A 25,221-nucleotide genomic window follows, 5' to 3' on the forward strand; every position below is an offset into this window, starting at 1 on the left:
CAATTCAAATCTTTTCAATGAAAAAAATTATTCCGTTTTTATCTGTATTGATTGTCTTTTCCTGTTCTACAAGGACACCTTCAAACTTTGCGGATAAAAAATTTGATTATAACAGACTGGAAGCGGTTCCTGACAGTGTAAAAGTTGAGAATATAGTAATCAAAAACCTGTTCAAGCACCAGTTACTTGCCCATAAAAACCAACAGTATGACTCTGCCAGAATCGTAAAAAACGTTTATCTGCCTCATAAAAAACTATGGGACAGCTGCTACGCAATGATCTTTGGTGATGAAAATGCCCATCTCTTCAACAATCCGAAAGGCATGATTGCCTGGAATAAATCTCTGTATGAAAAAAATAAACGGGAGTTTGAAGACAGAGCCAATATTCTTTTGAGTATTGATACCCAAAAACTGTTTAAGAAAACGTTGACACAATTCAATAAGCTGGTCCCTTATCAGCCTAAAGCCAAAATAAGTCTGATTTTCACCCCAATGACCGGGGTTTCATTCGGTGGCTGTAATGCTGAACAGTTTGCACTGGAACTTAATAATAAAGGAGTTGACATTCTCTATTCTCTTGAAAAGGGACTCCCCCATGAACTCAATCATATGGTGTATGAGCATTTCAAAAAAGCTGATTCTGATGGAGCAACAGCTCTGAGCAAAACCATTGATGAAGGTTTTGCCTGTTACTTTACTTATGTATTCTTTGACCGCAAAATGCAGAAATATGAAGCAGTGGAAAATATGGCAAAAGAGGATTGGGACTGGTACTTCAAAAATGAAAAAGAACTTTTCACAAAACTGAAGCCTTACTTTCAGGATACTTCAGGAAAAAATCCTTTGCTCCGGAATGAGAAGTTCAAATTATTTCCAGATGCTCCCAAGTCACTAAATTACTGGCTGGGCTTCAGAATAATCGAAAAGTATGTAGAGAAAAACGGACCTGATTCCTGGAAAGATGTCTACCAACTTTCTGCACAGGAAGTTTTGGAAAAAAGTGGTTATGAAAAATACATCAACAGTCTGCCGTAATTTGTAATATTTCCCGTAAACAAAAATTTTTATCCGCGGCCTCTCCGAAAGGAGAGGCCGCGGATCGTTTAATGAATAAGCTATCCATTATGTTTCAATAAAATGTGGATAAGTTTTCCACAGATGATTCAAACAAGCGAATAAAATGTGGATAACTTTTTCAAAGACATAAAAAATATGTTTAAAATTATAGTATTCAGATTTTTACATAAAAATTAATATCCACATCTGTTTTCCACAAAAAAAATCAAATGTGGATAAGTGTAATGTGGATAACTTTTTTTAAAGCTTTTCAAGGCTATATGATTGGTGCTGGTTGAAAAGCATTTTACAGTAAATTTTAAATTATAATTATTTATAAGTTTTTTTCTTAAATTGCATCAAACAAATCACCAAATGAAGATATATCATGAAAAACAATCTACAAAAATAAGTCCCTACTTATAATATCTACAAACAAATGAAAACAAATTTAGTAACCCAATACCCTCATTCAAATGACAACAACCGACATCAAAGAAAACATCATCCCTTATATCGGGGAAACATTACCGTACATCTCTGTTCCTGAAAATATTATTTTCAATGAACATATCATAGAGGCCGAAATCGAAGATTGGAATTTTGAAAAGGAAAACTTCTCCAATCTGATAAAAATATTGTCCTCATGGGGAAGCTTCAGTCTGTACAAGCTTTTAAATGATACCAGCAAAGAAAAAATTTATTTTCTGGGTGAAAAGATCAGAATCAGAAAACTCTCCTATAGAGAACCTGACACTGTATGCATCACCAGTGAAAGTATTCTGGAATCAAAAAGAAAAGGGAAGTCTTATATTCAGGTAAAAGATAAGCACTCGGGAGAAGTATTATACAGCTCGGAGATAGACTACTACATCATAACACAGGACGCATTTGAACTTTTTTATAAAGATTTTTTCACTCCTGTTCCTGTGGAATATCACGACAGCAGTTTTCCAGAAAGCACAATAATCCGGACAGAAATTCCCAATCATTTTACCATTTCAACAGCTCCTTTTACTCCAAATCAATGCAAAGGTCATTTTGAAAACTATCCTATAGTGCCTTTCGCATTTTTAGCCAATTGCCTTTTAAAAGAGATTTTCAATTTTTTAAATGAGCAGGAAGCATACGAAATAGACAGTCTGGAAGGCTATGCTTCCAAAGCACTTCCAACAGGTATTGTTTTCATTACCGAAGTTTACCATCAAAAGTTTTTAAAAAATCTGGTGTATTTCAAATGTGAAATCAAAGACACTTCCGGAAATTCATATGGCGTCATTATTTTTAATATAAAATCAAAAAATTAAATTTATGAAATAAGCACTGTAGCAATACAGTGTTTATTTTTTATCACCCGCTTTTCAAACTAATTTTTCCAGCCAAGAAACGAAGGAATTTTTGATGAGTTTATAAATCATATAAAATAACAACCTAATTTTCATCTGGAACGTCAATCCATTTTTCGTAATTTTCCCTCTCCAAAATAACAATCCAGAAATAATGAAAAAATATCTTTTCATCTTTACATTCCTTTACATCCAGTGTTTTTCACAGGAAAAGATAAAACTGTCTCACGCCTCTCAATATGATGACTTTATTGAATTGGGATTAGAAATGGATAAACCTACGAGTAAATTTGACCTGATTCGCCTGGATACCCTTACTGTTACTGACAACAAAATGAATGTGTTAAAAGAGAATAAAGATGATTTTTTGAACTACGGCTACAATAATGGCAGATCAAAAACAGTACACTACTCCATTCCTGAGAAAAAATTCAAAACACTCACCATCAAAGGAGTCATGAAATATTTTACCCCTTCAGAAGAGAAAGGTTCCTATTTTAATCTGGGAAAACTCAAAAATATAAAGAGGAATGTTAATCTTGTGGATAAAGCGATTACAGACAAAAATCCTGATCTTTATTTCAGTGTGATCGATTCTACGGCATTCAATAAGGTTTTTCCTAATTTCCGATACAAATCCGATAACGGCAAAGATTATCAGAACCCTGACTTCAAAAGTTATGACATTATGTACGCTTACAAAGACAGCAATCAACAGAAACTCATCTACTTCATCAATGACAGCCCACTTCCAGGGTATAACAACCTGATATTAAGGGACAAAAAGACAGGCATCATCTACAAACTGGTCAAATTAAAACAAAATATGTCACCTTCGGAAAGAGACCAGATCAACGTGGAATTCATGATTGAAAATGAAAAGTCTGTCAGAAAAATTCCTTTTGAACTGAAAGACGTAACGGTAGTTGAAAAATAAATCAGAATGGTCACTCCGCCACGAGAAGAAAAAATGGTGCATTCGTGGCCATTAAAAGCAATCAATCTTTAGTGGTCTTTTTGTAATTTTAAATGATTAATAATACAGGCATTAACTAATACCAAGAATTTCAAATGGAAAAATACGCAATATCATCAGACGGTCAGGAAATTCATTATAAAGAATCCGGAAATGGGAACACAGCGCTTATACTAATCCACGGATGGCTTGGAAATACAGAATGGTGGATCGATCAGCAAAAACACCTTGAAGATCGCTTTCATGTTGTTTCACTGGATCTTGCCGGACATGGAAAATCCGATACTACCCGGAAAAACTGGACCAGTGAACTTTACGCAGACGATATAAAAGCAGTAGCTGATGATATTGAGACTTCAGAAATTATACTTGTGGGGCATTCTATGTCCGGCGCTTATGTGCTTGAAGCTGCTTTAAAAATTCCAAAAGTAAAAGCTATTGTATTGGTGGATACTTTAAAGAATCTTAGTGAATCTTTTACAGAAGCTCAGGCTGAAGAAGTCATGTTTACACAATACCAAAGTGATTTTAAAAACGCTGTGGAAAACTTTCTTCCTCAATTCCTTTTTGTAGAAAAGACACCTGCTGAAGTAAAGAAAAGAATTCAACATGAGTTTCTCCAAAACGAACCGGAAACTGCCATTAATCTTCTCAGACCTTTATACAGAACAGATTTCAGAAAAATAGCAGAACAGGTTCATGTTCCTGTGATTGCCATTAATTCCGACGCTTCTCCTACGTATAAGGAAAACAACCGCCACTACCTGAAAGATTATGATTATGTAACCATCACCGATGTCGGTCACTACCCAATGCTTGAAAGACCGGAGGAGTTCAACAAAATTTTGGATGAAGTTCTTGAGAAATTGGCTTAAATAAAAGTATTGATGCAGAACACAAAAATATTTACCACAGTCTTTGCCAGTGTTTATCCACATTATGTTCAGAAAGCGGAAAAGACGCTGCCCAGCAAAGAAACATAACCATGATTAAAAAAGCTTATATTCACACATATGGTAATAAAAAATTAGAGCCGGAACATCAGGACGTGGTCAATGTACTGGAAAAAAGAAATATTGAGTACGAACTTTTTACCGATAAAAAGATTCTCCGGAATCAATTGCCCATCGACCATACAACATTTATTGTCGGAGATCATTTTGTTTTTTCCCATATTTTTAAAAAGTACAATATTCAGCCCCCTTCAGACTCCTATCCGAAGAGCCTTCGCAATTATCTCAAAAGAAATATCAGAGAAACAACGATACAGGAACTTTCGAACAGCTATGATGAAGGTATTCCATCTATTTTTGTAAAACCAAAATCAAAGACTAAACTTTTTACAGGATTTACAATAGAATCATCTCTTGATTTCTATCGTCTGATGGAATTTCCCAAGAGCACGGAACTTTACTGCTCCTCTATTGTAGACTGGCTGGCAGAATACAGAGTATTTGTAAACAATTCAAAAATTGTAGCGGTCAAAAGATACAGTGGTGAAGAAAAATATAACCTGGATATGACGACTGTACAAAATGCCATACAGGATCTGGAGAAATCAAAAGAAGGCACCAGCGCTTATGGGATTGATTTTGGAGTTTTATCTACCGGAGATACAGCTCTTGTGGAATGGAATGACGGCTACGCTTTGGGATCTTATGGCCTTGACCAGGAAATCTACACCGATCTGCTACTGGAAAGATGGTCTGAAATCCTGAATACAATATTTCTCTCTAACCGCTAAATGCTTCAGTGGATAAAAATCTCTTCAAAAATCAACCCTAAAACCATACTTCATCCTGTAAAAATGAAACTTTCACCGACTCACCTGTTTTCCTATTGATAAATCCTATCAAAAGCACTTTCTCATTTCAAAAAACTTCCCGAAATTAGCGGTCTGTGCGTTAAATATGATTCAATGAAATAAAAATTTAAATTACAACATACAGCAAAACTTAGTATAAGTTTTCTTCGGGGCAGGGTGCAATTCCCTACCGGCGGTTACAGTCCGCGACTCCTTTCTTATGAAGGGACTGATCTGGTGAAATTCCGGAACCGACAGTTAAAGTCTGGATGGGAGAAGAAAATGAGATGATCGGTAAGATTCCTTATGGACTCTTATCGTGTCGTATTTCATTTCCATGTACCGAAGACTATTTTAACTTTTAAAAGTAAAATAACATGGAAAAATTATTAGAACAATTCGGAGCAACCTCCAAAGAACGTGTAGAAAAAGCACTTTCAACATTACAAAAAGGGAAAGGCATTCTTCTGGTAGATGACGAGAACCGCGAAAACGAAGGTGACATCATCTATCCCGCTTCCACTATTACAGAACAGGATATGGCCCTTTTGATCCGTGAATGCAGCGGCATTGTCTGCCTGTGTATTTCTGAAGAAAAAAGCCAGCACCTCAACCTCCGTCCAATGGTGGAAAACAACAATTCAAAAAACCAAACTGCATTTACCATTTCTATAGAAGCCAAAGAAGGCGTAGAATCCGGTGTTTCAGCAAAAGACAGGGTAACAACAATCAGAACCGCTGTGGCAGCAGATGCCCAGGCAGAGCATATTGCCAGTCCGGGACATGTTTTTCCTCTGATCGCTAAAAAGGGAGGCGTCTTCGAAAGACGTGGCCATACGGAAGGAAGTGTAGATCTTGTCAAAATGGCCAATCTGGGCGATGATGCCGTACTTTGTGAACTGACCAATGAAGACGGTTCAATGGCAAGACTTCCGGAAATCGTAGACTTTGCCATCAAAAAAGGAATGAGCGTTGTTACGATTGAAGATATTTACGCTTACCGCAAAATGATTCTTAGCAACTAAACATCATCTATTTAACGCACAAAACAGCCGCTCGATTTGATCAGGTGGCTGTTTTATTTAAATATTTAATTAAAAATAAGTTAAATGAAAATTGAATTCTGTTTTTATTTAACTTTAACAAAAAATTGACTATGAAAAAATCACTACTTATTTTATTGGGAACCTCAGCGGTTCTTTCAGCACAGATCACCCTTACCAAAGCTTCTCACGATCCTATCGTTGGTGATATTGTCAATAACAATCTGGTAACGGGAACTGTAGATAACTCTGCAACAGGAGCTAATGTAACATTTTCAAACGGGAGCCTTACGATGGGCGCTGCATCACAAACTACTTATTCTGCACCTACTTCCACGGAAATAACAACATTCCCCGGTTCTAATATTAAAATGGCAGATGGTACTACAACGATTTATTACAAAGCTTCCACTACAAAACTGGAAATTACAGGAATCGTAAATCCACAGGCTACTTTAAATTTCAATGTAGATAACGGTACGTATAATAACTATCCTACCACTTATGGACCTGCCCAAAATGACAATGCCAAAGGAACATTTACCTCATCTGTTGCCAACGGACTATTTAGCGGAACGCTGGCTACACAGGCTGATGCTTACGGAACTCTGATCATAGGAAGCCAGACCTACAGCAATGTCCTTAGGGTAAAATATACCCAGAACTTTAATTTATACGCTTCTTTTGACATTACCTACGCTAATCCGATAGGAACTGCCACCAATACGGCATATGCTTATTATGATGCTTCTCACAGGTATGCACTACTGAGCTCCACAAATGGAAACATCAGTGTCCCTCTTTTGGGTATCAATCAGTCTACTTCAAGTGCACAGGCTTTAGCAGGGGCATTTTTGGCAGTCAACAATGCTGTAAAAAAGCAAAATCTGATGGTTTATCCTAATCCAGCACAAGATTTCATAGGCTTTAAAGGAGATGCGGAAAACTTTTCCACAGCAAAAATCTACAGTCTTGACGGAAAACTGATTAAAACTTCAGAGATAAAATCAGGAAACATACAGATCTCAGACCTTCCCCCTTCATCTTACTTTATTGAAGTCAGTGGAAAGAATTCTGAAAAACAGAATACAAAATTCATCAAAAAATAATACAAAAATCCCGTTCAACTTATTGAACGGGATTTTTTTTACCAGGAAACCAGAGCTGGGAAAATAGAATCAACCTTCGCCCCTATTCTCGCAGTATTATTCTTAAAAAGTAGCAGCCGGCGCCGTCTCATTGTTAAGTTTTCGTTGAATCTCAGTCTTTTTTCCTTTCGAGAAATCATAGCTGAGTCCCAGTATAAACATCGATTTATTGTTCATGATCTGGGTATGTACCTGATAATCGACCAAACTCTCCGGTAAACTTTTTGTCTTATATTCGGAAGGCATCCCTATCCAATACATTCCTGTAGAAAACGTCCAGTTTTTATGTTTATAGCTTACAAAAATATTGTTCTGGTTTTCATTGGTATTCAGGAATGCTCCGCTGAGACTATAGGTTGGGATATTAAACTGATACTGCATTGAAAAAGATTTATATTCCGAAGACAGCACAAAATAATTGCCTAAATAATTATTTTTAATCAATGCTCCTTTACTGGTTTTTACCGTTTCAGAAGTAGGAACAATCACAGCCTTTATCACCAGCAAACTGCTTCCAAAAGGCTTATAAGAACCCGTAAGCTGCGCTCCGTACCTCTGACCGCTTTTTCCGTTCTCATAGGTTAACGCATATCCTCCCAAAACATCATCCTGAACGTAATACTGATTGATTACACGATCTGTATAACGATAAAACAAAGCCGCATTAAAATCAAAATATTTATTATTGAAAGAATAGGTCAGATTATTGGAAAAGACTTGCTGTGACTCCAGAAAAGGATTTCCTCGCTGAACGATGTTGGGAGCCAGCTGCACCACATTACTGCTCAGTGCATTACTTTGTGGGCTAACCGGTGTATAACTTCCTGTATAACGGAGATTCTGATTATTCTTCAATTGGTAACCTAAAACGACTTTCGGGGTAAAGGTCCATTCATCAAAAGTATTTTCAGCACTCTTATTGTGAATATTGGTAAGCCCTGCTCCAAGCCTGTAACTGAATTTATCTATTTTGCCGGAAAACTCTGTGTAAAAATACTGCTCCAGATAATTGACACTGTACTGGGAATATCCGGCAAGGTTATTCAGATCATTGGAAATGGAAGACCTCGAGATCCTATACCCGGATGAAAGTTTTCCTGACCTGAAATCATGAGTATGCGCAAGTTCTCCTACAATACTGGTCTGTTTTGCTTTCAGAACCATGTCATTATCATACACAGAAAGCCCGGAAGCTGTAATCCATTCCTTAGCCGTTTCTGAGGTATTGGTTGTATAATGAGACCCCACCACATTGATGCTCAATTCATCTTTTTCTCCGATTTTTTTAGAATAATAAAGATCCAGTTTAGGAATCACATAGTTCGAACCGTTATTTTTAAACATCGAATGTACTTCACTGGAAGCATCTTCCGAAAAAATACTTCCCCCCACTGCTTTTGAGAACCTGCTGAAAATATCCATATTCAGTTTTGCCTGAAAAGAATAGTTATCAGGAACCAGCCTTGTATAGCGCAGCGCAATGTTTTGGAAAGTATATCCGAAATGATCTTTTCTGTTCTCATCCGAACGGTAGTGCGTGCCTCCCAGATTATAATCATAGATACTGTTGACTTTTCTGTTATTATAATCTCTTAAGTTGATTGAATATTCCAGCCCGAAATCGTTTTTCCCTTTTGTGTAATTGGCATATGCAGAACCGTTCACAAATCCTGTATTCAAAGCAGAAAAAACTTCAGTTCCGAATATATATCCCGTTTCAGTAGACCTTGTCAGAATATTGACCACCGTCTCTGCTCTGGTAGCCCATCTTGCCGGCGGAATATCATAATACTCCACTTTTACCACCTCATTGGGAGCAACACTTCGGATTTGCAAATCTGTAGCCTCAATTCCATTGATCAGGAAAAGTATAGATCCTCCTTTTGTACTGGTAATCGTATTACCGATAGGGTCAAGCTGCAATTCCGGCAGGGTTCTCAACAGATCTTTTGCATAGCGCGCCTTTTCCAGAGCTTCTTTATCAAAAGTATAAACAGCTTTATCTGCAAATTGCTTTTTACGTTGTGCTTTCAAAATGACCTCCTGAATTTCTTTGGCTGCTGAAACTTCTGCAGTATCTTTTTTTGCTTCCTGAGCAAACATGAAGGTTCCACAAAGAAAGAACAGGCTATATATCGTTTTTTTCATATCAGAAATAGGATTATACTGGTATGACAATCTGGTTCTGCCATTTGTTACATTTCCTGTATTTCTTTTTTATCAGTTTTAACCGTAAAATGCCTGTAAAGACCGAAGTATTATTTTTTATACCATTACCTTTGCCGGCCTTTATTTTTATCGACATACAAGGCAAACACTATTAAAAATTTAACATTAATAATTATTTTTAAAGATCATAAATGAAAACATATAAAAATAATATTGATTTTTTGCCCGTTTTTTGCTGTCATTTTCACACACCACAAAATATTAAGTCATGAAAAAGTCAGTCTTATTCATTTCATGCTTCCTGTTTTCGGCAATGCAGGCACAGGAAACCCAGAACAGTACTACAGAAAAGATGAATATCATCAAAACCAATGTGACCGCCTATGCTTTCAGAAATATTAATCTGTCCTACGAAAGAGCGATCAATCAATGGTTCTCCGTGAATATTGGTTTTGGTACGATGCCTGAGGGAAAAGTTCCTTTCATTAACGCCTTTTTGAAAGATAAGGATGAAAAAAGATTTGAAAACCTTAGAGTAAAAGCCACCAATTTTACAATTGAACCCAGATTTTATATTGGTCATGGATACGGAAAAGGATTCTACATTGCTCCTTATTACCGTCATTCTGATGTTTCATCCAATACATTTGATTTTTATTATGATTATAACGGACCAGATGGAAAAACCTATCAGATCCCACTCAAAGGACAAGGAAGTACCAAAGGAGACAGTGGAGGTTTAATGGTAGGGGTACAATTCTTTCTGACCAGAAGCCAGAATCTGGTCCTTGATTTCTGGATTGCAGGGGCTCATTACGGAAGCGGAAGAGGTGATTTTACGATGACTTCAGATTATGTTCTTACTTCGGATATGCAGGCACAGCTTAAAAAAGAAATAGAAAACCTGGATATTCCGTTTGTAAAATATACGGTGGAAACCGATGCTAATGGTGCAAGAATAAAAGTGGACGGACCATGGGCCGGGTTCAGGAGCGGGCTTTCTTTAGGCTATAGATTTTAAAACAATTCAACAATATAACAGGAAACCGTTCTTCTCAGAGCGGTTTTATTATTACCTGAAATTCATATGTTCAGACTCTTCTTTTAAAATGCTATCCATTTGATACCTCGAAAAACAGAAAACAATCTTTTTCAAAACAGAAAACAGAGTATTGCTAAATTTGTATCTTAGGTTGCTTATTTATTAAAACTAACAACATGAGTTTTTTTTCAAAATTGTTTGGTTCAAAAAAACAGAATCAACAGACATCACACGACAGGAGTCATCAGCAAAAAGCTGCAGAAGAACCTGCAAAAGGGAATCCTTTTTTCACTAACGCTCCATCACACTGGCCCATCATTACAGATGAATTTTTATCCAGTAATGTCACCTTCACCCATAAATTTGATCATAATAAAGAGGAAGCTGTATTTAACAAAAGGTTATATATGGTAAATTCCATGGCTTTATTAGGAGCTGTTAATAAAGGACTTACAGATAATATCGGCACAAAAGTACTTTCTTCCTATTCCGGAGGATTTTTTGATTCTAAAGAGCAATATGCAACAACCTTCTGTGTAGAAAAGCTTTCATCGAAAGGAATTATTAAGACCAATGGAATTGTAATTGATAATTTTGAAAAATATGCCGTTTTTCTATTTGAAAAACCCACTTCCGCAGCTTATCATCAGGAACTGAGAAACCTGTTTGCAGAAGATGGATTTAAAGATGTTATCTATTATTCTCAGACCGATCCGGAAACTGTGGAGCAGACGGGAGAAATTGTTCTTCCTTTTGAAGGGCTTAATGACAGCTGCTTTAGAATGAATCCTGAGAAACAGAAGAGCACAGACCGCAGCTATGAAACCTATGCGATGTGGTGGAGCGGTAATTCTGACGCTTCTTTTATGGATTCTTATGCTTTTAATTCTATTTCCAGCTATTACAACAGTTGTGCAGACTGCTATTCCTATATTCTCGGGAAACTGGGATTTGCACTTGGGCTCAACAAAGATGATTCCCGTATTGCATTGCCTGATTATGATGAAGTTCTGATCAGCGGTCCTGAAGATGCAGAAATACTCATGACTCTTTCTAAAACATCAGGAATTAATTTTCACTTCCCTACCATGCAGAAGTCAGAAAAATACAGAGATAATTTCCTTAAGGTATTTGCCACATTCGCAGAAAGCTTAAAAAAAGAAATTGAGAATAACAATTTTGATAAAGATCCGGAATCTGTACAACCGGTGTGGTTTGAGCAGGTAAAAAATAATCCTGATGCTGATCAGATCAGTTTTATCAGTCTTATATTAAGTGATCAGGTCCGTACGATGCTCAATTAAAACAAAAATTAAAGAATAACAGTCAATATATGGATCAACAGCCTATCAGCACTACTCAGAGAATCAAAGCCATCATAGGCGGCTCTATCGGAAATCTTGTAGAATGGTACGACTGGTATGCGTATGCTGCCTTTGCCATTTATTTTTCTCATTCTTTTTTTCCGGATTCTGATCTCAATGCCCAGTTGATGAATACTGCCGGAATTTTTGCAGTAGGTTTTCTGATGCGGCCTATCGGTGGATGGATGTTTGGCAGTATTGCGGATAAGGTCGGAAGAAAAAAGGCGATGACACTTTCTGTATTGCTGATGTCTTTCGGTTCATTGCTTATTGCCCTTACCCCCACCTATAAGTCTATAGGAATTCTTGCTCCTCTCCTTCTTTTGCTGGCAAGACTGCTTCAGGGATTGAGCGTTGGCGGAGAATATGGAGTGTCGGCAACTTATCTCAGCGAAATGGCAACCCAGGACAGGAGGGGATTTTATTCCAGTTTTCAGTATGTGACACTGATCGGTGGGCAGCTGATTGCCTTGGGAATTCAGCTTATCTTACAGAAATTACTGCTTACAGAGGCTCAGCTTGAAGATTGGGGCTGGAGAATTCCTTTTGTGATCGGTGCTTTGCTTTCCATCATTGCATTATACCTGCGGGCCAACCTTCATGAAACAGAAGCTTTTGAGAATAAAAAAGAAGTCAGTGAAAAGAAAAAAGGGACGGTAAAAGAACTCCTTAAGCATCCTAAGGCCTTACTTACTGTTGTAGGATTAACTTTAGGCGGAACACTGGCGTTTTATACCTATACGACTTATATGCAGAAATTCCTGGTCAATACGGTACATCTTACCAAAGAAGAGTCTACACTGGTTTCATTTATTTCTCTGTTTATATTTGCCTGTCTTCAGCCTGTCTTCGGTGGTTTATCTGATAAAATCGGGAGAAGACCGCTTCTTTTAGGCTTTGGGATTTTGGGAACTTTGTGTACTGTTCCGCTTCTTACAGCGCTGAGCACAACTACTTCAATGTGGGGTGCCTTCTTACTGATCATGGCTGCTCTGATTATTGTGAGTGGCTACACTTCTATCAACGCTGTTGTAAAGGCAGAACTTTTCCCTTCTGAGATCAGGGCTCTTGGTGTAGGACTTCCCTATGCGGTCACTGTAGCAGTTTTTGGAGGAACGGCAGAGTATATAGCCCTTTGGTTCAAAAAGATTGGCTCAGAAGAGTACTTTTACTGGTATATCACCGGCTGTATATTGTTTTCGCTGGTTGTATATATCGGGATGAAAGATACTAAAGACATTTCCACGCTCGATAAAGATTAAATTTCTATAAAAATCGTGCGCCGCAGATTCTCTGCGGCGCACGGTCTATTTTTTAATGATAAGCTTGTTTAAATTTTTCAATCATACTATCCAGTGTATGGCGCTGGACATATATACTTTTTACCTCATTATACCTCGGTGATTTGTAGAAAACTTCGTGGAAATCCATACTGCCGTTCCCCACTTTTACCACTTTCTGTACTTCGATATTCAACTTTCTTAATTCGTCTTTAAAGACTTTAAATTCATCTTGGATACTACTGCTCATTAATATTTTTTGGATTTTAATTAAAAAACTACTTTTATGATCCAATACCCTTATGATAGTCAGGGGGTAAGTCTCAATTTCTGATTAAAGTTAGTAAATTTATCAATACACACATACACTTTAGCAACATTTTATCATTTTTTTTACAAATAGAAGATTCATTTTTAAAATTCTATACAGATTCCGTATTTTTACCCCCGATAAAAACTATAAAAAACATGAATATTAAAGCCTTTTTCTCTTTGTTCTTACTGATTCTGATGAGTCTTGTACAGGCCCAGAAACCTGAATTCAAAGCTCCTGATTACTCTTTGATTCAAAAGAATATCGAGAATAAAAATTCAGAATTTTATTATCCTGAACTTTTAAAAAGGTTAAAGCAGAATGATACCCTTCTTACCGGTGAGCAATATCGCCATCTTTATTTCGGGTATACCTTTCAAAAAAACTACAAACCTTATAAAACCGGTAAGAAAGCGGAAGAGATGGCCAAATATTATCGTGGAGAAGGGATTACTGAAAAAGATATACCAGCTGGAATCAAACTTTTCCGTGAAGCTTTGGAAGAAAACCCATTGGATCTTCGTGCCATGAACTATATTGCTTATATGTATCATCTGGCACAGGATGAGAACACCGCAAAGAAAATATCAAATAATTTCCATGGATTGCTGGGAGCGATCCTCACTTCCGGAGATGGAATGAAATGTAGTACGGGTTTCCATGTAATTTCCGTCACAGATGAATATGTTCTTATGAATAGATTTCAAATGGAGGTAAAATCTCAAAGCCTGACCATCGAGAAATGTGATTATATGGAGTTTGAAAAAGACAAATATAAAATCCCGGGGTTATATTTCAATATAAGCAGATTCTACGGAAAGATCATGGATTGATGCAAGTAGCCGAAGGAGACCGGAAGTTTTTACCCATCAGAAAACAACCGGCTTTTTTATTCATCCAATCTCAGGAAAAGATTTTCAAAATTATTTTATAAAATTAATAGCTGATGATTTTCCTTTTGTAGTAAGGGTTTCAGAGAAGGAAAAATATTTTTTTCAAAAAAAATCAAAATTTAATGTAACATTTTTTCAGGGCTCGTCTCTAAAAGACAAATAAACCTTAAAACTTTAGAAATCATGAAAAAATCAACATTCCTTCTTATCATCCTATTATTTTTAGCAGCAGCATGTAATATATTTGGCCAGACCAAAACTTATCCTTTTGAAGTAAAGAAAACCGGAAAAGGAAGCCAGTCTTTAATATTCATTCCCGGATTTGCTTCTTCCGGTGAGGTATGGAATGAGACGACAGCCAAATTTGAAAAAAACTTTACCTGTTATACTTTAACAATGGCAGGATTCGCAGGGGTAAAACCGGAAGCAGATGCCAGCTTTACAGACTGGGAAAAGGCAATTGCTTCTTATATCAAGGACAACAAAATCGAAAAGCCTGTTATCATCGGCCACAGTATGGGAGGAGGCCTCGCTCTGGCCATTGCAGCAGATTACCCGGAGCTGGTTGGTAAAATTGTAATTGTAGACACTCTTCCATGTCTTGCAGCACTATCCAACCCTGCTTTCACTTCTAAAGAAAATAATGACTGCTCATCAACAATCGCTAAATTAACGTCAATGACAGATGAACAGTTCCGCCAGATGCAGAATCAGTCCATTCCACGTTTGTTGGCAGATACTTCCATGCAGGAGACTGTGATTGGCTGGAGCATGAAATCTGACCGAAAGATATTCGCCAAAATGTACTGTGATTTCTCGAATACTGATCTCAGAGAGAAAATAAAAAACATCCAATGTCCTTCTCTTATTCTGCTGGAATCTTTTTTTATCAACATGAAACCAATGATCGAAGAGCAGTACAAAAATCTGAAAAATGCCAATATGCAATATGCTTCAAAAGGCTTACACTTCATCATGTATGATGACAAAGAATGGTACTTTAGCCAGCTTAATAACTTTTTATCTGCGAAATAATGGTTTTTGAAGAGATCTACGAACTCTACTGGCAGAAAATATTCCGTTTGTGTATGGGATATGTGAATGATCCCGAACTGGCACAGGATCTGGCCCAGGAAACCTTTATCATCGTATGGCAGCAGCTTCCGAAATTCCGAAATGAATCCAGTGTGGGGACATGGATCTTCAGAATTGCTTCCAACAACTGCCTTCGGCAAATAGAAAAGGAAAAAAAATTCGCTAAAGCTGATCTTCCGGTCAATCTGGAAGAAAAGAAACAGGAATCTCTGGAACCGCAGATTCAGCTGCTCTATCAGTTTATTTCTGAATTACCGGAAACCGACAGAATTATCATTTCTTTGGAACTGGAAGAAGTAAAACAGGCGGAAATAGCCCATATCGTAGGACTTTCAGAATCCAACATAAGGGTGAAAATTCACAGGATAAAAGAAAAATTAACGCAAAAGTTTAAAGAAAATGGATACTAACATCGATTTCAAAAATATATGGAAACAGCAAACTTCCAACAAGCCCAATATAGAAGAGCTTTTGGGTAAACTGAAAAAGTTTAAAAATGAAAACCTGCGCAGGCTGATCACGACTAATCTTCTTCTGATTGCAACGTGTATAGGAATTGCTTTTGTCTGGTATCGCTATCAGCCTGAACTGGCTACTACAAAAATCGGGATTGTATTGGTGATTCTGGCAATGGTTGTCTTTTTGCTGGCTTACAACAAAATGTTTATGATCTTTTATAAAATCGACAGTACCCAATCTAACAGTGAATACCTGCACAACCTGTATCTGGTGAAAAATAAACAGAAGTTTATGCAGACAACAATGCTCAACATCTACTTCATTATGTTATTTACAGGTCTTATTCTTTATATGTATGAATATACTTCAAAAATGACAGCCACTTCCTCAGTCATTGCTTACGTCGCTGTTCTGACATGGGTGGGTATCAACTGGTTTTATCTGAGACCAAAAACAATAAAGAAACAACAGGCCAAAATTAACGGATTAATCAATAAATTTGAAGAACTCAACAATCAATTAAAAGGATCATGAATTCTTCGGAACATAAAAACCATTGGGAAAACGTATACGAAACCAAAAATCCCGATCAGGTAAGCTGGACACAGACAAAACCCCAAACCTCACTTGATTTTATCGCCTCCCTGGGATTGGGAAAAGAGGCCAAAATCATTGATATTGGTGGTGGAGACAGCAATCTTGTCGACTTTCTCCTTCAGGAAGGTTACGAAAACATTACAGTACTTGATATTTCCGCCAAAGCCCTGGAAAAAGCAAAGGAAAGACTTGGAGAGGCCGCCTCAAAAGTACAATGGATCGCCACTGATATTACGGAATTTGAACCTACAGAAACCTATGACATCTGGCATGACAGAGCCGCTTTTCATTTTCTGACCACTCCGGAACAGGTTTCAAAATATATTGATATTACAGAGAAATCTATAACCGGTTTCATGATTCTTGGAACTTTTTCTAAAAACGGACCTACGAAATGCAGTGGCCTGGATATTCAGCAATATGATGATGAATCTTTATCTGAAAAATTTGAATCCGGTTTTGAAAGAATAAAATGCATTACTGAGGATCATACTACTCCTTTTGGGACTACTCAGAATTTTGTTTTCTGCAGCTTTAAGAAGCGTTAGAAAGTGTATATATTTTGCTGTTGAAAAATGGCTAAAGATGGAATTTTGTTGTATAACGCAAGATTATCTGCGATAAAATTGTATACCGCTGAATATTGCCACGAATGCCGAATAAATGGTATGCGTTTAATTTATGCATAAAGAAAATTATTCGTTCATTCGTGGCAATAAAATCATCGAAACACCTACTAAAGATCTTTGATATTTTTTCGTCTTAAAGATATATACAATGCAAGTAAAAGTTTTGTGCCCTCGCACATTTCAGATCAATTTAACTTCCGCTTTGTATTTCCATCTATATCAGCAAACCAATACCTATGAAAAACTGCCAATTATTTCTTTTCCTGATCATTCTTTCATTTCCGGGATTTGCCTTGGCTCAAAAATCAGATGAAATTAAAGTACACATGATTCAGAAAGGTAAAAAAACAGCGTTAAAACAGGAAAATATCCCGCATTTTATTCAGTTCGGAATCATGTCAAAAAACCATGATGATTTCAGGAAAAAATACCACACAGGCATTACCTACCAAAACTGTGTGATCAGTTCAGCCATATCAAAGCAAGCTAAAGAAAATAATCTTGCTGTTGCAAAAGTTTTAACTGAAAAATATGGTGAGGCCTGGAAAAAAGATCTTGGTATGATTCCTTATGGATTATGATTTTTCCTCTTCTTCCATTTCCACTTCGTGACGCAGCTGAGCTTTGTACAGAGTAGCATAGTAGCCGTTCTTATCTAAAAGCTCCAGGTGTTTCCCTTCTTCCACAATTTTACCATGTTCCATCACAATGATCTTATCTGCCTTTTCGATGGTAGACAATCTGTGGGCGATAATGATAGACGTTCTGTTTTTGGTAATTTTTTCTGTGGCTCTCTGAATCAGTTTCTCACTTTCGTGGTCAATAGAAGAAGTAGCCTCATCCAGAATTAGAATTTTAGGATCAGATAGGTATGCTCTTAAGAAAGACAATAGCTGTCTCTGTCCTAAAGAAATTGAAGAACCTCTTTCACTCACAACATAATCGTAACCTCCTGGAAGCTGCTCAATAAACTGATCGACCTCAATTTCTCTGGCTCCTGCTTTGATCTGCTCCAGAGTAATGCTTTCGTCACCAAAGGAAAGATTCTCAAAGATACTTCCATGGAAAAGGAAAACATCCTGTAATACGACTCCGATATGGCTTCTCAGATTGTAAAGTTCATAATCTTTCAAATCCACATCATCGATCAGGATATTTCCGGAATTAATATCGTAAAGTCTTGTGATCAGACTGATAATCGTAGATTTCCCGGCACCTGTTGCTCCTACAATAGCTACAGTTTCTCCCGGATTTACTTTAAAATCAATTCCTTTCAGTACTTCCTGCTTTTCGTCATAGGCAAAATGTACTTTCTGAAATTCGATTTTTCCGGCAAAATGATCTTTCTTCACCGTTCCGGTATTCGGCATTGAATTTTCTTCATCCATCAGCCCCAAGACTCTTTCTGCTCCTACAATTCCTCTCTGAATATTGTTGAAACGGTCAGCAATCTGTCTCAGCGGACGGATCAGCATGGAAATATATTGGATGAAAGCGATCACCACCCCGGCACTGATCGTAATATACCCGCCATAGAACAGGATAAACCCGATAAACAATGAAGAAATAAGTTCTACTACCGGAAAGAACAATGAGAATATAAATACGGTTCTCAGCAATGCTCCTTTCAGCGTAATGTTAATATCATCAAATTTTTTAAACTCAGATTCCTGTCTGTTGAATACCTGGATAATAGACATTCCTGCCAATCTTTCCTGTACAAAAGAGTTTTGAGTAGACGTCCAGTTTCTTTCATCGCCGAAAGCTTTTTTAAGCCTTTTCTGGAAAAATCTTGTAATGACTACCATTAAAGGAAGAATAGCCAGCGTAATATAACTCAGATGTACATTGGTGCTGAACATCATAATCAGTACAAACACAATTCTCAAAATATCCCCGAAAACCATCAGAAATCCGTCTGTATAAACGGTTGCTATGGTCTCAACATCTCCTACGGCACGGGTAACCAGCTGCCCGATAGGAGTTTTATCAAAAAATGAAGTTTTAAAATAAATCAGCTTGGCATACAATCTTTCTCTAATGTCACGGATAACATTCTGTGAAATGAAGTTGGAAAAATAAACCAGGAAAAAATTTAAAATGGTTTCTGCAAATACCAACCCTACCAGAATATAGATATGCTTCATCATCAAAGCCTTATCCTGAAGCTTTGTAATATCATTATCCACTACTTCCATGGTAAGATATGGCCTATAAGTAGAAACGATGGAAAGTATAACGGAGATGATTAAGGTAAGGATGAACCAGGATCGAAATTTCATCCCGATAAAAAACAGCCTCTTTACAATCCCCCAGGTATCTTGTTTTTTCATTGTACGAATCGAAGAAAGAATTAAAATAAAATTCTATGCAAAAATAAGACTTTATAAATTGACAGCCTTTACAACTTCAACAAATCGTCATAGAAAATTTCAGATACCTATGATTTACAATATGAATATATTAGACATTTTTTTGCAGCCAACCCGAAATATAAGTGGTCCATTCCTTTCTCCGCAGATGGGTACTCCAAACCGCAGCAGTGAAATCAGCCGACTGATTATACTTCCAAAGGTCCATAATGTTATTTTGATTTCACAGGCCTTTTGACTACCTGGACATAATGCTGGAAGTACTGGTGAGTATCGTTTTTGAGTTTTTAAAATTCGTAGCCTACATCTACCAGATACAGTCCATGGGCAGGTGCTGAGGTTCCGGCAGCATTACGGTTTTTATCTTCAATGACTTTACGCAGATCTTCAGGTTTCAGTTTCCCCGTACCGATCTCTACCATTGTCCCTACAATGGCCCGCACCATATTTCTAAGAAAACGGTTGGCAGAAACCGTAAACTTCAGCTCAGATCCGTTCTGTTCCCATTCTGCTTTATACATTTTGCAGATATTGGTCTTATTGTCGGTCTTCAGTTTTGCAAAACTTGTAAAATCTTCGTATTCAAATAAAATCTTGCAGGCTTCATTCATTTTATCAATATCCAGAGGCCTTTTCCAGTGCTGCCAAGCTGATTCCTGTGTGAACGGATTTTTTTCCAAAGAAATATAATATTCATACATTCTGTAAGTGGCATCAAAACGGGCATGAAAATCATCCTTTACCGGAAATATTCTTTTGATAGAAATATCCGGTGGCAGAAAGCTGTTCAGCCTTCGTGGAAGTTCGTCGTTCAGCTCCTGTTCCGTATCGAAATGGGCAAATATTTTTTTAGCATGAACACCGGTATCCGTTCTTCCGGCACCGGTAGTTTTAATTTCTTCTCTTAAAATGGTGGAAAGTGCTTTTTCCAGTTCTTCTTGCACAGAAATAGCATCCGGCTGTATCTGGTAGCCAAAATAATTCTTTCCGTTGTAAGAAAATTCAATAAAGTATCTCAATGTATTGTAATAACTCCACAAAAATACTTTAATTTGACGAAATATTTGTTGAAAAGTCTTTGAGAATATTACACCAAATGCTTATGAAAATTCCTATTTTTGCAATCGTATGAAAAGATGGTACCTTTATCCTTTTTCCCTCGGTTATCATTTGGTAACGGGTATCCGGAACACCCTATATGATCTGGGAATTTTTAAGTCGACAAAATTCAAGACACCGATAATCAATGTCGGAAATCTCTCTGTGGGCGGAAGTGGAAAGTCCCCCATGGTGATGTATCTTGCCCAGTTTTTATCCAAACATTACAGAACCGGAGTCCTTTCACGAGGCTACGGAAGGCTCACCAAAGGCTATGAAGTCACCAATTATGACAGCAACTACAAAATCGTGGGTGATGAAGCGATGCAGCTTTTTGAGCGTTTCAAAAACCGCTTTGTAATTGCCGTTTCAGAAGAACGTGTTCCCGGAGCCAAAAAAGTGATTGAAGATATGGATCTTGGTGTACTGGTATTGGATGATGCCATGCAGCACAGAGCGATCAAAGCAGGATTCAATATTCTGATGACCGATTTTCATGATCCGTTTTTCAAAGATTACCTTCTTCCTGCCGGAGACCTCAGAGAATCGAGATCCGGTTACAAAAGAGCAGACATCATTATGGTCAGCAAATGTCCTGATGAACTGACGGAGGAAACCAAAAGATACTATATTTCAAGGATCAGACCTTCTCATACCCAAAAAGTATTCTTTTCGTCCATCGGCTATGATGAAAATGTATACGGAAAAGATAAAATACTTCCGGATAACAACCTGAATTATTACGATATTTTACTGATCACAGGAATTGCCAATCCTAAACCGCTTCTGGAGCATCTGGCTAAATTCTCGAAAAGGGTGAAACATTTAAAATTCAGAGACCATCATAATTTCACGGATGATGATATTAAAAAAATCCTTGCAGAGTATAAAAAATTAGGAGAATATAAGCTGATATTAACCACAGAGAAAGATTACGTTCGTCTGAAAACTTTTGACTATCTTAGAGAAATTGTTTACTACTGGCCTATCAATGTACTTATTGATAAGAAAGAAGAATTCAATCAAATCATCTTAGATTATGTTAGAAAAAATTAAAGAGACAGCTGATTTTATCAAAAATATCATTCAGGAAACGCCTGATTTTGCTGTTGTTTTAGGATCAGGACTGGGAAAGCTGCAGAATGAAGTAGATCAGATCCATGTTTTAGAGTACAAAGATATTCCTAACTTTCCTCAGACTACTGTTGCCGGACATACCGGAAAGCTCATCTACGGAATACTGGAAGGTAAAAAAGTACTGATGATGAGTGGCCGCTTCCATTACTACGAAGGTCATTCTATGGAAACCGTAACTTTCCCCGTGAGAGTTTTTCATTTGCTGGGCATTAAAAATCTTATTCTTTCCAATGCGTGTGGCGGAGTAAATCCGGACTACAGCGTTGCGGACATCGTTATATTAAAAGATCATATCAATATGATGCCTGAACATCCGCTTCGTGGAAAAAATATTGATGAACTCGGGCCACGTTTTGTGGATATGAGTGAGCCTTACAACAAAAAAATGATTGCTGTAGCTGAACAGGCTGCTACCGAAAATACAATTAAAATTCACCAGGGCGTTTACGTTGCATTGCAGGGGCCTACCTTTGAAACTCCGGCCGAATATGGAATGATAAAAGCCATCGGTGGAGATATGGTGGGCATGAGCACCGTTCCTGAAGTAATTGTCGCCATCCATATGGGAATGGATGTATTCTGCATGTCTGTGATCACAGATCTTGGCGGACCGGATATTGCATTTGCCGTTTCTCATGAAGAAGTTCTGAATGCTGCCAATAAAGCCATGCCAAATGTGATTACTGTGGTAAAAGGACTGATTAAAAACTATCAGTAGACCCTTCTTAATTCACAAAAAGATATTTTTAAAATATTTAAGAGTAACCAAAAATCTTTTTAAATAATTTTTTTTTGCCACGAATGCACAAATTCTTTTTATTAGTGCATTCGTGGCAATTATATTTTTTCATGAGTATCAGCATCATCTGCCTAACCCACGAGAGATAGAAACGTTTTTAAAATTTTCTACTTTAGAGTCTTCTTCCTTTAATACAGGATTCATAGAAATTTTCAATAATATAAATTTTTCCCAATTCATCAAAAATCAATCTCAGATTGCAATCCATTGCTTAGTTTTGTGTAAATGAAATTGTACGAAATGAAAAAGTTGTTATTAATTTTTATGATAGGGATATTTGGAGCAAGCTACGCCCAGAAGGCACCTACTGTGCTGAAAAAAGGGTTTTCCAAAGAAGCCTTACAGCAGAAACTCGAAGATGAAGACGGAAAAAGCATAACGATCCAACAGATTCTTGACCAGCATAAAGGAAAAGTTTTAGTGATTGATTTCTGGGCCGGATGGTGCAGAGACTGTCTTCAGGCCCTTCCAAAAGCCGAACAGTTGGAAAAAAACAATCCTAATATAGACTTTGTATTCCTGTCGCTGGAAAGATCAAAAGAAGGTTTTGATAAAAGCCTTGCAAGATTCAATATGAAAGATAAAGACAATTATTGGTTTGCTTCAGGCTGGAAAAATGATTTCAACAATTATGTTGACCTGAACTGGATTCCAAGATATATGGTTATCGATCAGAAATCTTCTATTGCCAAGTATTATGCAATTTCTCCGGAAGACCCTGAGATTCAGCAGACGATTGATAGTCTTTTAAAATAATTTTTTATCACCAACATATCAGCACTTAAGTTTTAAGCATTCCTTCAAAACTTAAGTGTTTATTATTTATTAAATCAACACCATGACCACAAGAGAAGCTACAGAACAGGATTTAGAAACGCTTTTAGAATTTGAACAGGGAATTGTTTCGGCAGAAAGACCATTCAACGTTACCCTTATTGATGGAGAGATTCATTATTATGACTTGAATCACTTTATACAATCTCCCGATGCCACCTTAATTATTGCAGAAGAGAACAATGAAATCATAGGATCCGGATATGCCCTGATCAAAAAAGCTGAAAAATATTATTATAAGTTTGAAAAATACGCTTATCTGGGCTTTATGTATGTGAAACCTGAGTACAGAGGAAAAGGAGTCAATAAAGTGATTACCGACGAACTGATCAGCTGGGCAAAATCCAAAGGTATATCAGAAGTAAGGCTCGATGTTTATGCCGAAAACGAATCTGCTGTAAAAGCGTATGAAAAGGCAGGATTTGAACCACATCTTCTTACGATGAGACTGAAGCAGTAAGGATGAAAAAATGGAAGATGGAAGTCGTTGATGTACCAAGAATAATCTGTAATGTTTTTAATTGATTTTCAATCAATAGATCATCAATTTCCAGATCGTCTTCTTTAACTTCCATCCTCCAGCTTCAAACTTCCATCATATAAAAAATTTACCGTCAATACAGGAATCCATATCTTTGCTATATGGATTTTTCTTTGCCGCTTCGTAAAATTATTCACGTAGATATGGATGCATTCTATGCTTCTGTGGAGCAGCATGATAATCCTGCGCTTAAAGGCAAACCTATTGCGGTAGGCGGTCAGCACCGGGGTGTGGTGGCAGCGGCCAGCTATGAAGCGAGAAAATATGGGGTACGTTCTGCAATGCCCAGTAAAACAGCTAAAGAAAAATGTCCTCACCTTATATTTGTTCCGCCCCGTTTTCCCCGGTATAAAGAAATTTCAAAGAAAATCCGTGAAATTTTTCATGAATACACCGATCTTGTAGAACCTTTATCCCTGGATGAAGCTTACCTTGATGTAACTGAAAACAAGAAAGGAATGGATTCTGCCAATCTGATCGCCAGGGAGATTCGTCAGAAAATATTTGAAGAGACCGGCCTTACTGCTTCTGCCGGAATTTCTGTGAATAAATTTCTGGCCAAAGTAGCTTCAGACATCAATAAACCCAACGGCCAGAAAACGATTCATCCGGATAAAGTAGAAAGCTTTCTGGAAGAGCTTCCTGTTGAGAAATTTTACGGTGTTGGAAAGGTTACGGCTAACAAAATGTTTAGTTTAGGAATTTATAAAGGAAAAGATTTAAAGAAAAGATCTCTGGAAGACCTGGTACGGCTTTTTGGAAAATCCGGCAAACATTATTACAATGTGGTACGGGGGATTCATACTTCCGAAGTAAAACCTCACCGTATCCAGAAAAGTGTAGCGGTAGAAAGAACCTTTTTTGAAGATCTTTCTGATGAACAGCAGATCAATGAAAAGCTGGAAAGTCTGAGCCAGGAACTTCATCAACGGCTGCAGAAAAACAGTATCCTCGGAAGAACTTTAACCTTAAAAATTAAATATAAAGATTTTTCACTTTTCACAAGAAGCATTACAAGAGAAGATTATTTCACCTCGCCGGAACAGTATTTCAATACCGGGAAACAGCTTTGGGAACTTCGCCCTTACGACAAAGCAGTACGTCTGCTGGGCTTGTCTTTATCACACCTGAATACGGAAGAAAAAAAGCAGGTTTCCGTTCAACTAAAAATCCCGTTTGAGGAATTCCAAAATTAACAGTCTTTTTTTGCTAACTTGTATCAAT

25 protein-coding genes and 1 riboswitch are annotated in these 25,221 nt (G+C 37.2%); of the genes, 21 read left to right on the forward strand and 4 right to left on the reverse strand.

Annotation, left to right across the window (positions count from 1 at the left end):
- Window positions 1-17 precede the first annotated feature (17 nt).
- The 7 genes from AC106K_RS19250 (at window position 18) to AC106K_RS19280 (ending at window position 7,336) form a co-directional block, all read left to right on the forward strand.
- Window positions 18-1,037, forward strand: coding sequence for a DUF2268 domain-containing putative Zn-dependent protease (locus tag AC106K_RS19250; protein WP_482447082.1), 1,020 nt, complete (start codon window positions 18-20; stop codon window positions 1,035-1,037).
- 497 nt (window positions 1,038-1,534) lie between these two features.
- The gene (locus tag AC106K_RS19255) at window positions 1,535-2,365 is read left to right on the forward strand and encodes a hypothetical protein (protein ID WP_482447084.1); all 831 of its coding nucleotides are present in this window, start codon (window positions 1,535-1,537) and stop codon (window positions 2,363-2,365) included.
- A gap of 193 nt (window positions 2,366-2,558) precedes the next feature.
- Complete coding sequence (locus AC106K_RS19260; RefSeq protein ID WP_482447085.1) at window positions 2,559-3,341, forward strand: hypothetical protein; 783 nt, start codon at window positions 2,559-2,561, stop codon at window positions 3,339-3,341.
- A gap of 134 nt (window positions 3,342-3,475) precedes the next feature.
- Window positions 3,476-4,255, forward strand: a complete 780-nt coding sequence (locus AC106K_RS19265) for an alpha/beta fold hydrolase (RefSeq protein ID WP_482447087.1) — start codon at window positions 3,476-3,478, stop codon at window positions 4,253-4,255.
- Between the two features lie 110 nt (window positions 4,256-4,365).
- The gene (locus AC106K_RS19270) at window positions 4,366-5,124 is read left to right on the forward strand and encodes an ATP-grasp domain-containing protein (protein ID WP_482447089.1); all 759 of its coding nucleotides are present in this window, start codon (window positions 4,366-4,368) and stop codon (window positions 5,122-5,124) included.
- 219 nt (window positions 5,125-5,343) lie between these two features.
- Window positions 5,344-5,469, forward strand: a riboswitch (FMN riboswitch).
- Window positions 5,470-5,561: 92 nt separating this feature from the next.
- The gene (ribB, locus tag AC106K_RS19275; RefSeq protein WP_482447091.1) at window positions 5,562-6,209 is read left to right on the forward strand and encodes a 3,4-dihydroxy-2-butanone-4-phosphate synthase; all 648 of its coding nucleotides are present in this window, start codon (window positions 5,562-5,564) and stop codon (window positions 6,207-6,209) included.
- Between the two features lie 131 nt (window positions 6,210-6,340).
- Entirely contained in the window at window positions 6,341-7,336 is a 996-nt protein-coding gene (locus AC106K_RS19280; RefSeq protein WP_482447093.1) for a T9SS type A sorting domain-containing protein, read from the forward strand.
- A gap of 102 nt (window positions 7,337-7,438) precedes the next feature.
- On the opposite strand, the gene AC106K_RS19285 is transcribed toward AC106K_RS19280, so the two are convergent.
- Entirely contained in the window at window positions 7,439-9,523 is a 2,085-nt protein-coding gene (locus tag AC106K_RS19285) for a TonB-dependent receptor domain-containing protein (RefSeq protein ID WP_482447094.1), read from the reverse strand.
- Window positions 9,524-9,812: 289 nt separating this feature from the next.
- On the opposite strand from AC106K_RS19285, the gene AC106K_RS19290 reads away from it, so the two are divergent.
- From AC106K_RS19290 to AC106K_RS19300, 3 genes are all read left to right on the forward strand, one after another.
- Window positions 9,813-10,565, forward strand: coding sequence for a DUF3575 domain-containing protein (locus AC106K_RS19290; RefSeq protein ID WP_482447096.1), 753 nt, complete (start codon window positions 9,813-9,815; stop codon window positions 10,563-10,565).
- Window positions 10,566-10,762: 197 nt separating this feature from the next.
- Entirely contained in the window at window positions 10,763-11,890 is a 1,128-nt protein-coding gene (locus tag AC106K_RS19295) for a hypothetical protein (RefSeq protein ID WP_482447097.1), read from the forward strand.
- Between the two features lie 29 nt (window positions 11,891-11,919).
- Window positions 11,920-13,212 carry an MFS transporter gene (locus tag AC106K_RS19300; protein ID WP_482447098.1) on the forward strand — a complete coding sequence of 431 codons (1,293 nt, stop codon included), beginning with the start codon at window positions 11,920-11,922 and terminating at the stop codon, window positions 13,210-13,212.
- Between the two features lie 52 nt (window positions 13,213-13,264).
- On the opposite strand, the gene AC106K_RS19305 is transcribed toward AC106K_RS19300, so the two are convergent.
- Entirely contained in the window at window positions 13,265-13,480 is a 216-nt protein-coding gene (locus tag AC106K_RS19305) for a hypothetical protein (RefSeq protein WP_482447100.1), read from the reverse strand.
- Window positions 13,481-13,698: 218 nt separating this feature from the next.
- Here AC106K_RS19305 and AC106K_RS19310 point away from each other — a divergent pair, with 218 nt between their 5' ends.
- From AC106K_RS19310 to AC106K_RS19335, 6 genes are all read left to right on the forward strand, one after another.
- Window positions 13,699-14,376, forward strand: coding sequence for a DUF4919 domain-containing protein (locus AC106K_RS19310; RefSeq protein WP_482447101.1), 678 nt, complete (start codon window positions 13,699-13,701; stop codon window positions 14,374-14,376).
- Between the two features lie 243 nt (window positions 14,377-14,619).
- Window positions 14,620-15,471: an alpha/beta fold hydrolase gene (locus tag AC106K_RS19315; RefSeq protein ID WP_482447102.1), complete on the forward strand. Its 852-nt coding sequence runs from the start codon at window positions 14,620-14,622 to the stop codon at window positions 15,469-15,471.
- Window positions 15,471-15,941, forward strand: a complete 471-nt coding sequence (locus AC106K_RS19320) for an RNA polymerase sigma factor (RefSeq protein ID WP_482447104.1) — start codon at window positions 15,471-15,473, stop codon at window positions 15,939-15,941. The genes AC106K_RS19315 and AC106K_RS19320 overlap by 1 nt, the downstream gene beginning before the upstream one ends.
- Window positions 15,931-16,524 carry a hypothetical protein gene (locus AC106K_RS19325; protein ID WP_482447106.1) on the forward strand — a complete coding sequence of 198 codons (594 nt, stop codon included), beginning with the start codon at window positions 15,931-15,933 and terminating at the stop codon, window positions 16,522-16,524. The genes AC106K_RS19320 and AC106K_RS19325 overlap by 11 nt, the downstream gene beginning before the upstream one ends.
- Complete coding sequence (locus AC106K_RS19330) at window positions 16,521-17,135, forward strand: class I SAM-dependent methyltransferase (RefSeq protein ID WP_482447107.1); 615 nt, start codon at window positions 16,521-16,523, stop codon at window positions 17,133-17,135. Before AC106K_RS19325 ends, AC106K_RS19330 begins: the two co-directional genes overlap by 4 nt.
- 317 nt (window positions 17,136-17,452) lie before the next feature.
- A complete protein-coding gene (locus AC106K_RS19335; RefSeq protein WP_482447108.1) occupies window positions 17,453-17,797 on the forward strand; it encodes an FEKKY domain-containing protein in 345 nt (114 codons plus the stop codon).
- Here the strand turns inward: AC106K_RS19335 and AC106K_RS19340 are convergent.
- Both AC106K_RS19340 and truA read right to left on the reverse strand, forming a co-directional pair.
- Entirely contained in the window at window positions 17,792-19,549 is a 1,758-nt protein-coding gene (locus tag AC106K_RS19340) for an ABC transporter ATP-binding protein (protein ID WP_047097629.1), read from the reverse strand. The two genes, AC106K_RS19335 and AC106K_RS19340, sit on opposite strands and share 6 nt — an antisense overlap.
- Before the next feature lie 326 nt (window positions 19,550-19,875).
- A complete protein-coding gene (gene truA / locus AC106K_RS19345) occupies window positions 19,876-20,607 on the reverse strand; it encodes a tRNA pseudouridine(38-40) synthase TruA (protein ID WP_047097631.1) in 732 nt (243 codons plus the stop codon).
- A 109-nt stretch (window positions 20,608-20,716) separates the two neighbouring features.
- Here truA and lpxK point away from each other — a divergent pair, with 109 nt between their 5' ends.
- From lpxK to dinB, 5 genes are all read left to right on the forward strand, one after another.
- Complete coding sequence (gene lpxK / locus AC106K_RS19350) at window positions 20,717-21,742, forward strand: tetraacyldisaccharide 4'-kinase (protein ID WP_482447109.1); 1,026 nt, start codon at window positions 20,717-20,719, stop codon at window positions 21,740-21,742.
- A complete protein-coding gene (locus tag AC106K_RS19355) occupies window positions 21,726-22,541 on the forward strand; it encodes a purine-nucleoside phosphorylase (RefSeq protein WP_482447110.1) in 816 nt (271 codons plus the stop codon). Before lpxK ends, AC106K_RS19355 begins: the two co-directional genes overlap by 17 nt.
- A 321-nt stretch (window positions 22,542-22,862) precedes the next feature.
- Complete coding sequence (locus tag AC106K_RS19360; RefSeq protein WP_482447111.1) at window positions 22,863-23,378, forward strand: TlpA family protein disulfide reductase; 516 nt, start codon at window positions 22,863-22,865, stop codon at window positions 23,376-23,378.
- 82 nt (window positions 23,379-23,460) lie between these two features.
- A complete protein-coding gene (locus AC106K_RS19365; RefSeq protein WP_482447112.1) occupies window positions 23,461-23,916 on the forward strand; it encodes a GNAT family N-acetyltransferase in 456 nt (151 codons plus the stop codon).
- A 182-nt stretch (window positions 23,917-24,098) separates the two neighbouring features.
- Window positions 24,099-25,193: a DNA polymerase IV gene (dinB, locus tag AC106K_RS19370; protein ID WP_482447113.1), complete on the forward strand. Its 1,095-nt coding sequence runs from the start codon at window positions 24,099-24,101 to the stop codon at window positions 25,191-25,193.
- Window positions 25,194-25,221 lie beyond the last annotated feature (28 nt).

This window comes from Chryseobacterium sp. FR048 (genome assembly GCF_056844665.1).

Excerpts from the sequence above, each read along its gene's own strand:
- lpxK (WP_482447109.1), top strand. The coding sequence starts at position 20,717 with ATGAAAAGATGGTACCTTTATCCTTTTTCCCTCGGTTATCATTTGGTA.
- AC106K_RS19330 (WP_482447107.1), top strand. The coding sequence starts at position 16,521 with ATGAATTCTTCGGAACATAAAAACCATTGGGAAAACGTATACGAAACC.
- AC106K_RS19320 (WP_482447104.1), top strand. The coding sequence starts at position 15,471 with ATGGTTTTTGAAGAGATCTACGAACTCTACTGGCAGAAAATATTCCGT.
- AC106K_RS19360 (WP_482447111.1), top strand. The coding sequence starts at position 22,863 with ATGAAAAAGTTGTTATTAATTTTTATGATAGGGATATTTGGAGCAAGC.
- ribB (WP_482447091.1), top strand. The coding sequence starts at position 5,562 with ATGGAAAAATTATTAGAACAATTCGGAGCAACCTCCAAAGAACGTGTA.
- AC106K_RS19270 (WP_482447089.1), top strand. The coding sequence starts at position 4,366 with ATGATTAAAAAAGCTTATATTCACACATATGGTAATAAAAAATTAGAG.
- AC106K_RS19290 (WP_482447096.1), top strand. The coding sequence starts at position 9,813 with ATGAAAAAGTCAGTCTTATTCATTTCATGCTTCCTGTTTTCGGCAATG.
- AC106K_RS19260 (WP_482447085.1), top strand. The coding sequence starts at position 2,559 with ATGAAAAAATATCTTTTCATCTTTACATTCCTTTACATCCAGTGTTTT.
- AC106K_RS19365 (WP_482447112.1), top strand. The coding sequence starts at position 23,461 with ATGACCACAAGAGAAGCTACAGAACAGGATTTAGAAACGCTTTTAGAA.
- AC106K_RS19250 (WP_482447082.1), top strand. The coding sequence starts at position 18 with ATGAAAAAAATTATTCCGTTTTTATCTGTATTGATTGTCTTTTCCTGT.
- AC106K_RS19325 (WP_482447106.1), top strand. The coding sequence starts at position 15,931 with ATGGATACTAACATCGATTTCAAAAATATATGGAAACAGCAAACTTCC.
- AC106K_RS19315 (WP_482447102.1), top strand. The coding sequence starts at position 14,620 with ATGAAAAAATCAACATTCCTTCTTATCATCCTATTATTTTTAGCAGCA.
- AC106K_RS19255 (WP_482447084.1), top strand. The coding sequence starts at position 1,535 with ATGACAACAACCGACATCAAAGAAAACATCATCCCTTATATCGGGGAA.
- AC106K_RS19355 (WP_482447110.1), top strand. The coding sequence starts at position 21,726 with ATGTTAGAAAAAATTAAAGAGACAGCTGATTTTATCAAAAATATCATT.
- AC106K_RS19300 (WP_482447098.1), top strand. The coding sequence starts at position 11,920 with ATGGATCAACAGCCTATCAGCACTACTCAGAGAATCAAAGCCATCATA.
- AC106K_RS19285 (WP_482447094.1), bottom strand. The coding sequence starts at position 9,523 with ATGAAAAAAACGATATATAGCCTGTTCTTTCTTTGTGGAACCTTCATG.
- AC106K_RS19340 (WP_047097629.1), bottom strand. The coding sequence starts at position 19,549 with ATGAAAAAACAAGATACCTGGGGGATTGTAAAGAGGCTGTTTTTTATC.
- dinB (WP_482447113.1), top strand. The coding sequence starts at position 24,099 with ATGGATTTTTCTTTGCCGCTTCGTAAAATTATTCACGTAGATATGGAT.
- AC106K_RS19265 (WP_482447087.1), top strand. The coding sequence starts at position 3,476 with ATGGAAAAATACGCAATATCATCAGACGGTCAGGAAATTCATTATAAA.
- AC106K_RS19310 (WP_482447101.1), top strand. The coding sequence starts at position 13,699 with ATGAATATTAAAGCCTTTTTCTCTTTGTTCTTACTGATTCTGATGAGT.
- AC106K_RS19295 (WP_482447097.1), top strand. The coding sequence starts at position 10,763 with ATGAGTTTTTTTTCAAAATTGTTTGGTTCAAAAAAACAGAATCAACAG.
- AC106K_RS19335 (WP_482447108.1), top strand. The coding sequence starts at position 17,453 with ATGAAAAACTGCCAATTATTTCTTTTCCTGATCATTCTTTCATTTCCG.
- AC106K_RS19305 (WP_482447100.1), bottom strand. The coding sequence starts at position 13,480 with ATGAGCAGTAGTATCCAAGATGAATTTAAAGTCTTTAAAGACGAATTA.
- AC106K_RS19280 (WP_482447093.1), top strand. The coding sequence starts at position 6,341 with ATGAAAAAATCACTACTTATTTTATTGGGAACCTCAGCGGTTCTTTCA.